General features: G+C 45.6%; 19 protein-coding genes. 4 read left to right on the forward strand and 15 right to left on the reverse strand.

The annotated features are described in order from the left end of the window. Positions 1-2 precede the first annotated feature (2 nt). From atpE to M72_RS05125, 4 genes are all read right to left on the reverse strand, one after another. Entirely contained in the window at positions 3-257 is a 255-nt protein-coding gene (gene atpE / locus M72_RS05110) for an ATP synthase F0 subunit C (protein ID WP_022045271.1), read from the reverse strand. A 111-nt stretch (positions 258-368) separates the two neighbouring features. Then, positions 369-1094, reverse strand: coding sequence for a F0F1 ATP synthase subunit A (gene atpB, locus M72_RS05115; RefSeq protein ID WP_055067437.1), 726 nt, complete (start codon positions 1092-1094; stop codon positions 369-371). A 4-nt stretch (positions 1095-1098) separates the two neighbouring features. Beyond that, complete coding sequence (locus M72_RS05120) at positions 1099-1485, reverse strand: solute carrier family 23 protein (RefSeq protein WP_055067438.1); 387 nt, start codon at positions 1483-1485, stop codon at positions 1099-1101. Continuing rightward, positions 1469-1717, reverse strand: a complete 249-nt coding sequence (locus M72_RS05125; protein ID WP_055067439.1) for an AtpZ/AtpI family protein — start codon at positions 1715-1717, stop codon at positions 1469-1471. Before M72_RS05125 ends, M72_RS05120 begins: the two co-directional genes overlap by 17 nt. Positions 1718-1910: 193 nt before the next feature. Between M72_RS05125 and M72_RS05130 the strand changes: the two genes are divergently transcribed. From M72_RS05130 to M72_RS05145, 4 genes are all read left to right on the forward strand, one after another. Further along, on the forward strand, positions 1911-2966 hold the full coding sequence (locus M72_RS05130) for an L-threonylcarbamoyladenylate synthase (protein WP_055067469.1): 1056 nt from the start codon (positions 1911-1913) through the stop codon (positions 2964-2966). A 10-nt stretch (positions 2967-2976) separates the two neighbouring features. Further along, on the forward strand, positions 2977-3438 hold the full coding sequence (locus M72_RS05135; RefSeq protein WP_022045267.1) for an arsenate reductase/protein-tyrosine-phosphatase family protein: 462 nt from the start codon (positions 2977-2979) through the stop codon (positions 3436-3438). A 4-nt stretch (positions 3439-3442) separates the two neighbouring features. Then, the gene (gene upp / locus M72_RS05140) at positions 3443-4072 is read left to right on the forward strand and encodes a uracil phosphoribosyltransferase (protein ID WP_022045266.1); all 630 of its coding nucleotides are present in this window, start codon (positions 3443-3445) and stop codon (positions 4070-4072) included. 91 nt (positions 4073-4163) lie between these two features. Next, a complete protein-coding gene (locus M72_RS05145; protein ID WP_022045265.1) occupies positions 4164-4643 on the forward strand; it encodes a deoxycytidylate deaminase in 480 nt (159 codons plus the stop codon). A gap of 265 nt (positions 4644-4908) precedes the next feature. Here M72_RS05145 and ftsH read toward each other — a convergent pair whose 3' ends face one another. The 11 genes from ftsH to M72_RS05200 all read right to left on the reverse strand — a co-directional run bounded on the left by ftsH (position 4909) and on the right by M72_RS05200 (position 14748). Further along, on the reverse strand, positions 4909-6732 hold the full coding sequence (ftsH, locus tag M72_RS05150) for an ATP-dependent zinc metalloprotease FtsH (RefSeq protein WP_330378146.1): 1824 nt from the start codon (positions 6730-6732) through the stop codon (positions 4909-4911). A gap of 18 nt (positions 6733-6750) precedes the next feature. Further along, on the reverse strand, positions 6751-7293 hold the full coding sequence (hpt, locus tag M72_RS05155; protein WP_022045263.1) for a hypoxanthine phosphoribosyltransferase: 543 nt from the start codon (positions 7291-7293) through the stop codon (positions 6751-6753). Positions 7294-7307: 14 nt separating this feature from the next. After that, entirely contained in the window at positions 7308-8684 is a 1377-nt protein-coding gene (gene tilS, locus M72_RS05160) for a tRNA lysidine(34) synthetase TilS (protein ID WP_206541806.1), read from the reverse strand. Between the two features lie 23 nt (positions 8685-8707). Next, positions 8708-10597 (reverse strand): SpoIIE family protein phosphatase, encoded by a 1890-nt coding sequence (locus M72_RS05165; protein ID WP_055067441.1) that lies wholly within the window; start codon positions 10595-10597, stop codon positions 8708-8710. A 157-nt stretch (positions 10598-10754) separates the two neighbouring features. Further along, positions 10755-11048: an FtsB family cell division protein gene (locus M72_RS05170; RefSeq protein WP_055067442.1), complete on the reverse strand. Its 294-nt coding sequence runs from the start codon at positions 11046-11048 to the stop codon at positions 10755-10757. Then, complete coding sequence (gene yabQ / locus M72_RS05175) at positions 11035-11436, reverse strand: spore cortex biosynthesis protein YabQ (protein WP_055067443.1); 402 nt, start codon at positions 11434-11436, stop codon at positions 11035-11037. The genes M72_RS05170 and yabQ overlap by 14 nt, the downstream gene beginning before the upstream one ends. Next, positions 11437-11715 (reverse strand): sporulation protein YabP, encoded by a 279-nt coding sequence (yabP, locus tag M72_RS05180; protein WP_022045258.1) that lies wholly within the window; start codon positions 11713-11715, stop codon positions 11437-11439. A gap of 37 nt (positions 11716-11752) precedes the next feature. Beyond that, positions 11753-11995: an RNA-binding S4 domain-containing protein gene (locus tag M72_RS05185; protein WP_022045257.1), complete on the reverse strand. Its 243-nt coding sequence runs from the start codon at positions 11993-11995 to the stop codon at positions 11753-11755. Positions 11996-12059: 64 nt separating this feature from the next. Then, on the reverse strand, positions 12060-12332 hold the full coding sequence (locus M72_RS05190; protein WP_022045256.1) for an HU family DNA-binding protein: 273 nt from the start codon (positions 12330-12332) through the stop codon (positions 12060-12062). A 166-nt stretch (positions 12333-12498) separates the two neighbouring features. Then, positions 12499-13770, reverse strand: a complete 1272-nt coding sequence (locus M72_RS05195; RefSeq protein WP_055067444.1) for a hypothetical protein — start codon at positions 13768-13770, stop codon at positions 12499-12501. 3 nt (positions 13771-13773) lie between these two features. Further along, positions 13774-14748: a phosphotransferase gene (locus M72_RS05200; protein ID WP_055067445.1), complete on the reverse strand. Its 975-nt coding sequence runs from the start codon at positions 14746-14748 to the stop codon at positions 13774-13776. Positions 14749-14768: the final 20 nt, after the last annotated feature.

Raw genomic sequence — 14768 nt, forward strand, 5'->3', positions numbered from 1 at the left:
CTTTATCCAAGCGGATGTACAAAAAGTAAAAGCAGTGCGACAACAAGACCATACAGACCTGTCGTCTCTGCAACTGCCTGACCTAACAGCATGGTGGACATAATCTGTCCCCTTGCTCCCGGATTACGTCCCACGGCTGCTGCGCCGTGTCCGGCTGCGATACCCTGTCCAATACCAGGTCCGATACCTGCAATAACTGCAAGTCCTGCACCGATAGCCGAACATGCTCTGATTAAATCCTGTCCTGAAATATTCATAGTAAAATCCTCCTTAAATTAAATACTTGTTTTGATACAAGGAGCAAATCGCATGAGAGTTCCGCTTACGCGGAAGCGATTTGCGTAGGAAATGCATCTTGAGGATGCATTTCAATCTTCTCCACACGCCTGTGACACATAAGTCATTGTGAGCATACAGAACACATACGTCTGGATTGCTCCGGAAAACAGATCAAAATATACGTGCAGTGCTGCCGGCCATGCCGTTGCAATTACCCCAAGCAAACCGTATACCAGTGCCATGATTACGGTTCCTGACAACACATTTGCAAACAGACGCAGCGACAATGAGATCGGTATTGCAATCTCACTGATAATGTTGATCGGCGCCCAGAGTGGAAGCCATGGCGGAAGCGGTGAACACATACCTGTCCATATTTCTTTCAGACTCTGGTGTTTTGCCTTGTTGAAACGGATCATGAAAAATGTGATCAGTGCAAGTGCAAGCGTGGTTCCGTAATCTGCCGTCGGCGGGCGCAGACCAAACAATCCAGATATGTTACTCATCAGTATAAAAATAAAAATCGTGCTGATATAGTTGACGAATCTGGGTGCCCACTTTCCCATGGTGGAATCCACCATTCCGTCTAATTTTTCTACAATCAGCTCGATTATATTCTGAAAAGTATCCGGTTTTTCGGTGGCATGCTTTAACTTGCGATTGGCAATCACAGCAAAAATAACCATTACTGCCATAACAATCAAAATACATGCGTGGCTGTCGGTGATCCAGACTTCCTGACCAAATACTTTTACTTTAAAAATTCCATGAATCATAAAGTCGATATCCGACGCCAGTAAAATCCCCTCATTCATATAATCACCTCCTTCCTTTTACTTTCTCCCATAAAGGCTGAAGATATGCTCCAATTTTTAAACCAAGCAGCCCAAGAAAAGCCGCAATCAGGTTTCCCCATTGAAAATACCCAAATAACACGAACAAAATCACCACTACTACATAACGAAGAATTGATTTTGTGACAATTCTTCGCGTCGCATGTGCGGTGTCCCCCATCGTAACAGAATCAAAGATCACAGTTGCAAGATTGATTGCCATCCCCACGGCAATTGCAATGCCAAACCATACCCCGATGGAATATGCAATCCTGTCCTTTACAAACCATACCCCGATCAGTTCTACAATCACCCCATATAATAAAATTGAGACGACCAGCCCCGGTAATGCTTCGTTAATCCTTTTTAACATGGTTTTCTTTCTTTTCCTCCTGCCTGTATAGTTTCCTTACTGTCTTATAAATATTCGTAAACCCTGCCAAAGCTCCCATAAAGAAAAACGGAATCATTAACCAGTTAATCCCTGTCAGATTTCCCAGCCACACTCCCAGTATACTGCATAAAAAAATCGGCACCAGCATACTGATTCCAAACTGAAAAATGAATGTTAATGTCTGTATCACGGATCTGTTGTCTTTTTTCATAGCCTTCCTCCGTCCCGATGGATGTATTATACCTCATTATTCGTCGTTTTGTCTATAAAATTCCATAGTTTTTAGAATATTTTATCATTTTTACCAATCATTTTCTTTAGCAGCCAGCTAATCCGATTGACAATCCCAGAGCCTATGGACTATAATAGACGGGATATAAAGCGGAAAGCAAAGTGTGAATATGATGAATACAAAAATAGAACGTGTCAATCCCGAACAGATTGACGAAACAATTATGGAAGAGGCCGGACGTCTGATCGCAGAGGGTGAACTGGTCGCTTTTCCGACAGAAACGGTATACGGTCTTGGCGGAGATGCCCTGCATCCGGAAGCTGCCCGCAAAATCTATGCAGCAAAAGGACGTCCTTCGGACAACCCCCTGATCGTGCACATTGCGGACTTTTCCGATATGGAACGTGTTGCACGTGAAGTTCCGGAGGCTGCCCGCAAATTGGCCGGTGCTTTCTGGCCGGGTCCCCTGACGATGATCGTCTGGAAAAGCGATGCCGTTCCGATGGCAACAACCGGAGGAATGGATACTGTCGCTGTACGGATGCCGAATCACCCGGTTGCACTTGATCTGATACGCAAAAGCGGATGTCTGATCGCTGCGCCAAGTGCCAACACATCCGGTCGTCCGAGTCCGACAGAAGCTTCTCATGTTGCAGAGGATTTATCCGGTCGGATTGCCATGATTTTAGATGGCGGCCCGGTCGGTATCGGCATTGAATCTACCATCATTGATCTGACCGAATCAAAACCTATGGTACTGCGTCCCGGCTACATTACGCCGCAGATGCTTTCCAAGGTGCTTGGCGAAGAGGTTATCATTGATCCGGGCATTATTGCTGCAGATGACACACGCAAACCGAAAGCTCCGGGTATGAAATACAAACATTATGCCCCAAAAGCCGATATGGTAATCGTAGACGGATCATCCGCCGCGGTCATCTCCAGAATCAATGCTCTGGTACATGAAAAACAGGAGAATGGAAAAAAGGTAGCTGTCATTGCTACGGAAGAAACCCGTTCTTCCTATCATGCAGATGTCATTCTTTCCATGGGCAGCCGTTCCAACGAAGACGCCATTGCACAGCATCTGTACAAAATTTTGCGTGAGTGTGATGAATTGCATGTAGATGCCATTTATTCAGAAAGCTTTCAGACCCCTCGCATCGGACAGGCCATTATGAACCGTCTGCTCAAAGCGGCCGGTCATACCGTAATACATTGCGATTAGGAGTAATTATATGGAGTATAACAAACTGATTTTTGTTGCCCAGACAGGAACCTGTCGCGAGGCAATGGCAGCCGGTATCATGGGAGATTTTACCTTGCGTCATCCGCTGGAGATCTTATCCCGTGGACTTGTTGTACAATTTCAGGAACCAATGAATCAAAAAGCCGAAGCTGTCTTAATCAGCAACGGTATCAATATGGAAAATTATGTTTCCCAGCAGCTGACGGAAGAAGATCTGACAGAAGATGCTCTTGTCATTACCATGGAAGAAATTCACCGGGAGCGCATTTTAGAGCAGTTTGAAAATGCTGTTCCGGAAAATATACAGGTTCTTACCAAATATGTCGGGGACGAACTGGAAATATTAGATCCATACGGAGGTGCTTTGCCCGCCTACGGATTATGCTATGAAACCCTGCGCAAATCAATCAAAAAACTTGTGAAAAAACTTAACGAAGAAGAAGGAGAATAAATTTATGGGAAAAGTAGTCGTTATGGATCACCCGCTGATCCAGCACAAGATCGGATTAATGAGAAGAACCGAGACCGGCTCTAAGGATTTCCGTACACTTGCAGGCGAAGTTGCAATGTTTGAGTGTTACGAGGCAACCCGTGATCTTGAGTTACAGGATGTGGAGATCGAAACTCCGATCTGTAAGACGACCGTAAAAGAATTAAAAGGAAAAAAACTGGCAGTGGTACCGATTCTGCGTGCCGGACTTGGCATGGTAGACGGTATGCTGGAAATGATTCCTGCTGCAAAAGTCGGACATATCGGTCTCTACCGTGATCCTGAGACAGCAAAACCAGTGGAATATTACTGCAAACTTCCGGCAGACTGTGCCAACCGCGAAGTATTTGTCGTAGATCCGATGTTGGCTACCGGCGGATCAGCCATCGCAGCAATCCAGATGCTGAAAGACAAGGGTGTAAAAAGCATTCGTTTTATGTGCATCATTGCTGCACCGGAAGGTGTAAAAGCACTTACCGATGCTCACCCGGATGTTGATCTTTACATCGGAGCACTTGATGATCATTTAAATGAACATAAATATATTGTTCCGGGTCTGGGAGATGCCGGTGATCGTATCTTTGGAACCAAATAATCAGATATTACAATATCCAGGGGGCAAAAGTCAGGATTGACTTATTGCCCCTCTCGTTATTTTACAGAAACTGCAAAGGAGGCTAACACATATGAGCACAAAACGACAGGACTACATCAGCTGGGACGAATACTTCATGGGCGTTGCCATGCTCTCCGGTATGCGTTCCAAAGATCCAAACACACAGGTTGGAGCCTGTATTGTCAGTGACAAACACAAAATTCTTTCCATGGGATATAATGGATTTCCAACCGGATGTTCCGATGATGATTTCCCATGGGTACGCGAAGGCGATGACAACAAATACTTTTACTCTACCCACAGTGAATTGAATGCCATTCTCAACTACCGGGGCGGAAGCCTGGAAGGATCAACCATATATGTTACGCTCTTTCCATGCAATGAATGTGCCAAAGCCATTATCCAGTGTGGTATCCGTGAAGTTGTTTACGACAGTGACAAATACGCTTCTACCCCGGGTGTGATCGCATCCAAAAAAATGCTGCGCGCCGCCGGTGTGACACTGCGCCATTATGAACACACGAACCGGGAAGTAAAATTGTCATTGTAAGAGTTGAAAAAATAAATAAAAAAGACAGCTACGAACGCTGCCTTTTTAGGAGAAGGTATTTTTACTATGGGGTATAGCAAAAACTATATATAATGTATTGGGGGGTTTTTACAGTGATTATAGTACCATGGATCTACACAGAAGTGTGCACAAACTTCACAAAAGTTTGGCATCGTTTTTGTGCACTATGTATACAGAAAAAAGGCTCTGCCGGAAAGTTTTTCCCGGCAGAGCCTTTTTCTGTCATTTTGACCATCCAGATCTTTTATGCTTCAAATAATGCTTCAAACTCTTCGCGTGTAATCTTTTCTTTCTCCAGAAGAAGTGCTGCACAGCGGTCAAGCACATCCCGATGCTCGGCAATGATTGTTTTTGCCTTCTCATAAGACTCATCAATGATACGCTTTACTTCCACATCAATGGCAGAGGCAATTCCCTCACTGTAGCTGTGTGCATGTGCCAGATCACGTCCGATAAATACTTCATCGTCATCATCTTTGTAGCAGATCAGGCCGATATTCTCGGACATTCCATACCGTGTCACCATATCCCGCGCCATCTTGGTGGCCTGCTTGATATCCTGGGAGGCACCTGTGGTAATATCATCAAATACCAGTTCCTCTGCAACACGTCCTCCGAGATCTACCACGATCTCCTGCAGCATACGTCCCCTGGAGTTAAACATCTCATCCTTCTCCGGAAGCGGCATGGTATAACCCGCAGCCCCGGCACCGGTTGGGATAATGGATACCGTATGCACCGGTCCCACATCCGGCAGAAGATGAAATAGAAGGGCATGTCCGGATTCATGATATGCTGTAATTTTCTTTTCTTTTTCGGAAATCACGCGGCTGTGTTTCTCCGCACCGATTCCCACTTTGATGAATGCTTTCTGGATATCTGCCTGCTGAATATATGCCCGGCTTTCTTTTGCTGCAAGAATGGCAGCCTCATTCAGCAGATTCTCCAGATCTGCTCCTGTAAATCCCGCAGTCGTCTGTGCGATCTGTTTTAAATCAACGTCATCTCCCAGCGGCTTGTTCTTTGCATGAACCTGAAGAATTTCTTCACGGCCTGCCACATCCGGTCTTCCGACTACAATCTTTCGGTCAAAACGTCCCGGACGCATGATCGCCGGATCAAGAATATCCACACGGTTGGTTGCTGCCATCACGATAATTCCCTGATTAACACCAAATCCATCCATCTCAACAAGCATCTGGTTTAAGGTCTGTTCGCGCTCATCATGACCGCCTCCCATACCTGTACCACGGCGTCTGGCCACAGCATCAATCTCATCGATAAATACGATACACGGTGCATTTTTCTTGGCATCCTCAAACAGATCACGGACACGCGAAGCTCCGACACCGACAAACATTTCTACGAAATCGGAACCGGAAATACTAAAGAACGGTACTCCGGCCTCGCCTGCAACGGCTTTTGCCAGAAGTGTCTTACCGGTTCCCGGAGGTCCGACTAAGAGCACACCTTTCGGAATACGTGCACCAAGGTTTGTATACTTCTTTGGTGCACGCAGAAAGTCCACCAGTTCCTCAAGTTCTTCTTTTTCTTCTTTCAGACCGGCGACATTCTCAAATGTCATATGGTTATCTTCCTCGGTGGAAAGCTTTGCACGGCTTTTTCCAAAATTCATCATTTTACCGCCGCTGTTGTTTGCTGCCGCATTGTTGCTCATAATCATAAACAGAATGAAGATAGCACCAAAAATAAGAAGATATGGCAGAAGTGTCATAATCCAGCTCTCTGACGGCACATCATCCACAACAAACTGGGTAAAATCCTTTTCTTTTAATTCTTTCTGGATCTCGTTCACATCTGAGGTATACATCCGTTCCGTAGAACCATCTTTCAGTTTGATATTCAGATAACCGGTCGGTACTTCACGGTTCTGCTCTACCCGGATACTGACAACCTTTTCCTCACTGATGGCTTTCCAGAGATTATTCTGTGTGAAATCACTGGTTGTACTGTTGTTGGTAAATGTATACCACAAAATAATCACAAGCAGGATCAGCATCGCATAGACACCAAATCCTCCAAATCGGGGTCTGTTCTTTGTATTCAATGTACTACTCTCCTTTTTTTAATCCGCATCTTCCACGAATCCAATATACGGAAGATTACGGTATCTCTGATCGTAATCAAGACCAAATCCGACTACGAACTTATCCGGTATCACAAATCCGGTATAATCCACCTGCAGGTTTTCTACCACCCGGCGATCCGGTTTATCCAGCAGCGTACAGATCGTAAGAGTTTTTGGATTACGACTCTCAAACAGCTGCATCAGCCGGCTTAATGTATTTCCGGAATCCACAATATCTTCCACAACGATCACGTTCTCTCCTTCAATCGACTGTTCAAGATCCTTCTTGATATTTACGACACCGGAAGAATGGGTCTGTGCTCCATAACTGGATGCTGATATAAAATCGATCGTCATTGGCAGCGCAATCCGCTTTGCAAGTTCTGTTGTGAAAAAGATAGATCCTTTCAGGATACAGACCAGATAAACCGACTCGCCTTTGAAACGTTCCGTGATCTGTGCACCGATCTCTGCAATCCGCTGATTTAACTGTTCCTCGGTCAGATATACCGATATCTCATGTTTCTTACTGTAATCCATCCTCTTATCCTCCTTCAATGGCTGCTATTACTGGCAGTGATCTCCAACACCCATCGGGTTGCATCGGAAATCCCTGTGCCATATGCCATACGCCCTCCGACAATCCAGAAGATTTCATCCTCCCCGGCCAGAAGCAGCTGCTCATCTCTATGCGATGCCGGAATCTTTTCATTGACGAAATAATCCTCCAGCTTCTTGTGATGTCCTGCCGCATCCAGCACAAAATAGTCTCCTTTTCGGCGGTTACGTATAGCTAAACTATCTTTTATCTTATCATAATCAAACCATTTCGTATACATTTTTCGTGGAATTTTATCGGTATTCCCATCATACAGAAACTTTTTAAACGAAAATTTCCATTCACCGGCCAGCAGGTTTTCCGGCAGCCGGTCCGTATCTATCGGCAGACAGATCTTTTCCGTTTCCTTTCTTTTTCCCATGATTTCGATCACATTGTAAACTCTTGTGGCGGTCAGCCCATAGGGCAGTTTTACATATCTTCCGGTCTGTTTTTCCAGAAGGTCCGCCACTGCCTGCAAATGTGCCGCCGTAATATCTTTGCATGCCCCGGCAGCTTTCCAGACAGCTTTGCGGATCAGCCGCATCCGGACAGCCTGCGAAAGCTCTGCCAGCCCGTCCGTATCCAGTTTCACATTTTTCCTCTCCCCGGAAATAAATTTTTTCTCCAGGGAAACCGTCTCTTCTTCCAGATAATCTCTTACCTGCTGCAGCTGTTCCATCGCCGTCTGCATATGCTGTACCGCCTGCGGATTCATCCTTATCAGTTCCGGAAGCACCCTCTTTCGCATCCGGTTTCTGCTGTAGGACTCGTTGGCATTGGTACTGTCCGTACAATATCCCTGCCCCCGCTCCTCCAGAAATTGTTCGATCTGTTCCCTGCTGCACTGCAAAAAGGGACGGATATAGATTTCCCCGTTTGTTCCTGTCCGCTGTGGACGCATCCCGCACAGTCCATCCAGTCCGCTTCCCCGGATCAGCTGAAACAGCATGGTCTCCGCATTGTCTTCCATATGATGCGCCAGTGCGATCCGGACGTTTCTGTCCTGCCCGGCCGCATCCGCAAACACCTGATATCGCAGAATTCGTGCCGCCTCTTCTTCTCCCAGATGATGTATTTTGGCATAACGTGGAACATCAACATTCCGGATATGACAGACAATCCCCCGTTGTTTACAGAGCTGTTCCACAAACACCGCATCATTTTTACTCTCTTCTCCACGAATTCCATGCTCCACGTGGATAACCTCAAGTGAAAAATTCATTTTCGTGGAAAGTTCATACAGAATCAGGCACAGACAGACAGAGTCCGCACCGCCGGACACTCCAACGAGTACCCTGCCTCCCTTCGGCACCATATTCCACTTTCTCATAAATTTTTCTACCTGTACGATCATTATTTCTCCCAGATTCCGCTTACCACTATTGTCATATCATCCGGTGCATGTCCTCCTGTAAAAAGCATCACATGTTCCATCAGCTTTTCAGCAAAAGTACCTGCGTTCTCTGTTTTTATCTCTTTTATCATTTCCGCGAGCTTTTCTTCCGGATTTTTCACATGTAGATATTCTAACACACCATCCGTAACCATGACAAGGAAATCCCCATGTGTGAGCTTTCTGTGGATGACATCCCCGGTACAGGACGCATCGACTCCCGCCGGAAGTGTGGACGCCCGCAGGCACTCCACCCGGTCTTTATGTTTCAGAAAAGATGCTGCTGCACCGATTTTGGTAATCGTCATCTGCCCACTGTACAGATCCAGATCCATGAAATCCAGTGTAGAGTAAGACTCACGATCTCCCTGCAGAACCATTGCCGAATTCATCATGCGGATAGCCGTCTCCTGAGGAAATCCTGCTTCCATAAATTTCTGCATCAGCTCTACCACCATATCGCTCTCCCGGAATGCAGACGGTCCGCTTCCCATACCATCGGAGACACATACATGATAATGCCCATTTTCCATCGAAAACAGAGAAAAGTTATCTCCACTGACACTCGATCCCTCTTCTTTTTCCGAGGCAACCCCGGATAATGCATAAAAGCAGGTATCTTCATACGCTGTAATCATAACCGGTTCCTGTGTCAGTATGGATCTGGTATCCTCTTTCAGCCGGACCGCCATGCCTGAAGCACGCTCGAGCGCTTTTCGATAATTTTTAACAGGAATTCCGCCTCCCCACTTACTTGCCACCAAAGCGGTCACCATGCGCCGCTTTTCTTTGTCCTCATAAACATGTATCTGTTTTACATCCAATCCCCGTTCCCTTGTCTCAAACGCAATTTTTGCCAGCAGAACACGCTCTGTCCGGTCCATACACCGGATTCCCTGATCCCAGTCCTGCAAAGCATCCGCCATCGCATCCAGCTGATCCGCGATTACCTTGCGGTTCTCCTGCAGGCGGTGATACCATGCCTCATTGAGTTCCATACGGGAAAAAGCCCAGATTGCCTCTTCCACCATCCCGGAATAACGCGGACACTCTTCCATAAAATTCTGACTTAAAATTTCTTCTTTGGTACTGTGTTGTGCAACTGCCTGCAGCATCCGGCGGATTTTTATCCAGAAATCCGGTTTCTGCTGCTCTAAACACACGACACATCCATCGCAGTCCGCACACAACTTTCCGGTAATCTCCTGGGCAAGAATATCCAGATGATCCTGCTGTTTTGGCTTTTGCCTGCCGTCCATCGCGGCAAATGCCACGGAAAGCTCGTCAACTGCCTCTGCAAATGCATGAATCCGCCCCTGAGGGTCCATTCCAACCATCGTTTCCACGCCTTCCTCTTCCACCCGGTTCTTATGTCTCTCCCGGAAAATCTGACTGCCCATTCCGATTCCATAATGGAACAATACTGCCAGTGCAAACACGATCACACCTTCGCTGATGCCAAGGATCAATGCCTTTTTCTCCATATTCAGAATCAGAAGTCCCGATGTATTCATCGCGATCGTGGTAATTCCCGCAATCATTCCTGCCGTCCATCCGCTGCAGCGCCTGTTTGCCCATATATAAAACCGGATTGCGATTCCCAGTACAAAAAGAATAAACAGATATTTTACAATCGCAGCCACCGGCATGCACCAGCCCATTCCCACAACCAGTCCTATGTATAGCAGAAAATTTCTCTTTTTATCCAGACAGCATGCCGTGTAAAATGCCGGCACCACCGGATAATATCCCATGATACATAACATACTTGCCGCCAGCCCGAATACTGCATAGATCATTTTTCCGATCAGCGATCCTATCCCCATTGTTTTCCATTGTCCTGTACGCATGATACACCTCCAAAAAATTGTTTTCGAGGGACAAGTATACACAGACAATGACGCATATTCTGTCAGATTTTCTGTGGTTTTCAAAAAAGTTTTCGCTCAAATCTTCCATCAATGCATTAAAGAAAAAGAAGAACCTGTTCAGACAGATTCTTCTTTTCTACTTCTTTTCCTTGAAGATGATTTCATTCTTATAAGTCAGTCCAAGCTTGCTTTTTGCCACATCTTCAATATATTGTGAGGATTTCATATACGTCTCAAGATCATCTATCTCCGTAGATCTCTCGTTTTCTTCCTCATACTGCTGTTGTAATTCTTTTTCTTTTGCCGCATATTCCGCATCTTTTGAACGTATCCTGCAGATCTGAACCGTCATGACAACCAAAAATGCAAGCACAATGATCATGATTCCTGCAGTACCGCTTCCACGGCGACGCCTTTTAGTTTTTCTCATGTTCTTTCTCCGATTCTTCAGGCTTCTTTCTTTTACGAAGCTTATTTAACTTTATTGTAGTCATTTCCCGGAACTTTTTCAACCTCTTTTTCAGATAATGAATCTTTTCCGTCAGATACCGCATAACAAACCGACTGCAGAAACTGTAATAAATCCACGCTCCCAGAAGGCTTCCCAGGAGTACATAGCCCCGGATTTTTCCATTATTTACCTGACAAAGATGCAGAAAAAAACAAAGCGAAATGACCAGCCAGTATACCAGATCCTCTAAGGAAATCATAAAGATCCCATGCGGAAAAATTCTACGAACTACACGGATTCCGTCATATGCCGCAAATGCTATCATCCCAAACAGAAAAAAATGTACAAAAATCCTGCCCTCTTCCACTTAACCGAACCACTTTCCAAAGACACCCCGGCCAGGTGTTCCGGAATATTGAAGCATATCCACGGTTCCATCAATTTCCACTTCTTTTTTCTGCAGGTCCAGCCGGTTTACGTGAAGTTCTTTTCCCTTAATCGTCAACCGTCCGAGTTCTGTGTCAAGGATAATCTCATTTGCATCAAAATTTACAACATCCGTTACACCGGTAAAACTTCCGCTTTTCCGGTTCTGCAGGATCAGCTTATGCTGCCCTGTGCTGTTTGACTGTCCTCTTTCTTCCATACAAGCGCCCTCCTGTTAAAGAGTATGCGCCACACTTCTAGGATATGTATTCAAACAGATCTTTCGCCTGTTCTTTTTTGGTCGTATCCTGAATATCCGTAACACGCACTTTTACGGATTTCTGTCCAAACAGAATTTCTATTTCGTCTCCGACTTTTACATTGGTGGATGCCTTGGCAGGTTTTCCGTTTACCATAACACGTCCTGCATCACAGGCTTCATTGGCGACCGTTCTTCGCTTGATCAGGCGTGATACTTTTAAAAATTTATCTAATCTCATATTATTTCTCCTTATAACAGAAAAGAGAGCGTCCAATGACGCTCTCCCACATATTCCACCAGAATTAGTTCAGGGAATCCTTTAAAGCCTTACCTGCTTTAAACTTCGGTGCCTTAGAAGCTGGGATTGTGATTTCCTGCTTTGTCTGTGGGTTTCTTCCAACTCTTGCTGCTCTCTCAGAAACCTCGAAAGTACCGAATCCAACTAACTGGATCTTCTCACCCTTCTTCAGCTCCTCAGCAACAACATCTGTGAATGCCTTAACTGCTGCTTCAGCGTCTTTCTTTGAAATCTCTGCCTTCTCAGCTACTGCTGCAACTAACTCTGCTTTGTTCATGTTAAAATTCCTCCTATGGATTCCTATATTATATAATTCGAGTTCCTTCTCTCAAATTACTTACAAATCTATTTATACTTGTTTTCCATCCTTTTGTCAAGGAAAAATGCGATATTTTCGGGCTTTGAGGCACTTAAAAACAACCAAAATTCTGTCCGGAAAACCGTCATTTTGACACAAGCGAACTGGAGGATGTCATACTGGAAATCAGATCCTTGAGTGTATCAAGCTCTTCCTGCCGGTTCTTGTACTCGCTCTGACTACTGCTTTCTGAACTGCTCTGACTGCTCCCCTGTGAGCTGCTCTGGCTGCTGCTTTCTGAGCTGCTCTGGCTGCTGCTTTCTGAGCTGCTCTGACTGCTGCCTGTTTCACTGGAATCTTCATCCGCGAGATTGATAACAACTGTCGATTTCTCCGAGTTGACATATAAGTTCCGCTTCCAGGTATCATAATCCGAAGAATATACCGTAATTGTATGGCTTCCATAGGTTAATTTCACCGGCTTCTCATAGTCCGTTTCTTTTCCGTCAATTGACAGCACCGCATCTTTTGCATCGATGACAAACTGCACCTTTCCGTAAGACGGTCCTTCGCCTTTTAAGGTGTCAAGATCCACATTTGTAGTCTCGCCACGCGTAATCGTCACTTCCGTACTGCCGCCCCATCCGTCATTGGCTACGCGAAGTTCATAGGTTCCTTCCGGCACCTGAATCTCCATATCTGGTGTAATTTCCGCAAAAATCTTTGTGCCCAGCTGCAAAAAACTTCCTTCAAACAGTTTGGTGTTGGACAGTGCAAGCGTTCCCTGTGCGGTTGTCACACGCACCGCAAGAATGTTTTTATCCCTGCCGACAACGCTTAACGTATCCCCATCCGACAAATCCGTCATCTGGATTCTTTTATCTCCGGAAAACACAATCGTGTCATCCGTATAGCGATATTTTCCATCTCCGATCTTTAGCATGTCCAGATCCGGATTTACCGAAAACCGGGTGATATTGTCGTATACCCATGCCTGATCCGAAATCCGGGCTTCCGTGAGGATTCCTTCGCTGTCTACATCCCCGATGGTCACAAGCAGACCGGGTTCAAAACTTGTCACAGGTGTCCGGTTTCCGTATTTGTCATAAAAACGGGTGCCTGTTCCGTAATAATACCGGTATTCCATTCCATCCGCATACCGGTACAGCTGGAGACTTTCCTGAATCTGATCGACTGCGGTCAGCAGAAACTCTTCGGACTTTTCCGTTTCCGTGGAATTCTCCTGTGTTTCCTGTGTATTCCGGTCTGCAATGGAATGATGAAAATAGGTAACTCCGTCATCTGTCGTCTCCTCCTGCTGTCCACATGCCACAAGCAGACACAGCCAAAAAAGCAGACTCAAATATGTAATTGTTTTTTTAATTCTGTCTCTTCTCATATCCTTAGTATAGCTCATTCTTCACAGAAAAGAAAACAAATTTTCCAGAAAATGTTCCCTTGCCGGCTCCGCTGCAATCAGCCGGTTTAATTTTTCAATATCTCTGCCGGATACCCATGCTTTATGCGAGTTACTGTAGTGATTGGATACTTTCCAGAATTTCTCTGGAAACAGAAGCAGCACATGCAGTAGCTGTTTTTCTTCCTTGCACAATTTTCTCTGCTTTTCATAGGCTTCCAGAATATGTTTTCCCATGTCCGTACTCCAACTGTTTTTTTCCAGAATCTTACGCAGATAGTTTGCCAGATCCACCATCTGTTCTCCGTAAAACAGATTTTCATAATTTACGAGCCGGACCCCCTGTGCTGTACGAAGCATATTATGCTGGTTACAATCCCCGTGACAAAACCCCCTGGTTCTCCCCTGGTCTTTTCGCTCCTGCAGCATCCCGACCGCTTCTTTCGCCTGTGCGATATAATGCGTATACTGTTCCCAGAATGACCGCTCAAACTCGTTTCGGGTTTTTCTTGACTGCACAAAATTTTTTACCAGGATCAGTTCCCGGTAATGCCGGTAATAGAGCACTGCCGGTTCATTCTTTGTATTTTTCATAAAATCCGGAATTTCCGTAACACAGGATGAAACACAGCAATGAAACCCTGCCAGCGCCTGGGCACCGGCAGCTACATCTTTCTCCCGACCTGTCTGGCATTCATTTCCCTCTACCAGATCTTTCAGCCAGAAACGCATGCCACTTTCATCCGTTACCACACACTGCCCGTCTTTTGTCAGACTGACCTGTTCCACCGGATATCCCTTTTCCTGCATGCTGCATAATATTTCGCGCACAAATTTTGCGCGTTCTGCAGATCCCCGAAACGGTGCAAGTACTTTTTTCCCCTGATCCGTCTCACAGCAAAACACACCTCTGCCTTTCGTGATCTGTTTTATTTCTATGTCATATTGCTCCAACATTGCTTCCGGCTGATAATACAAAATGAAACCCCTCCCACATG

This window comes from Roseburia faecis, assembly GCF_001406815.1.
Taxonomy (GTDB): Bacteria; Bacillota; Clostridia; order Lachnospirales; family Lachnospiraceae; genus Roseburia; species Roseburia faecis.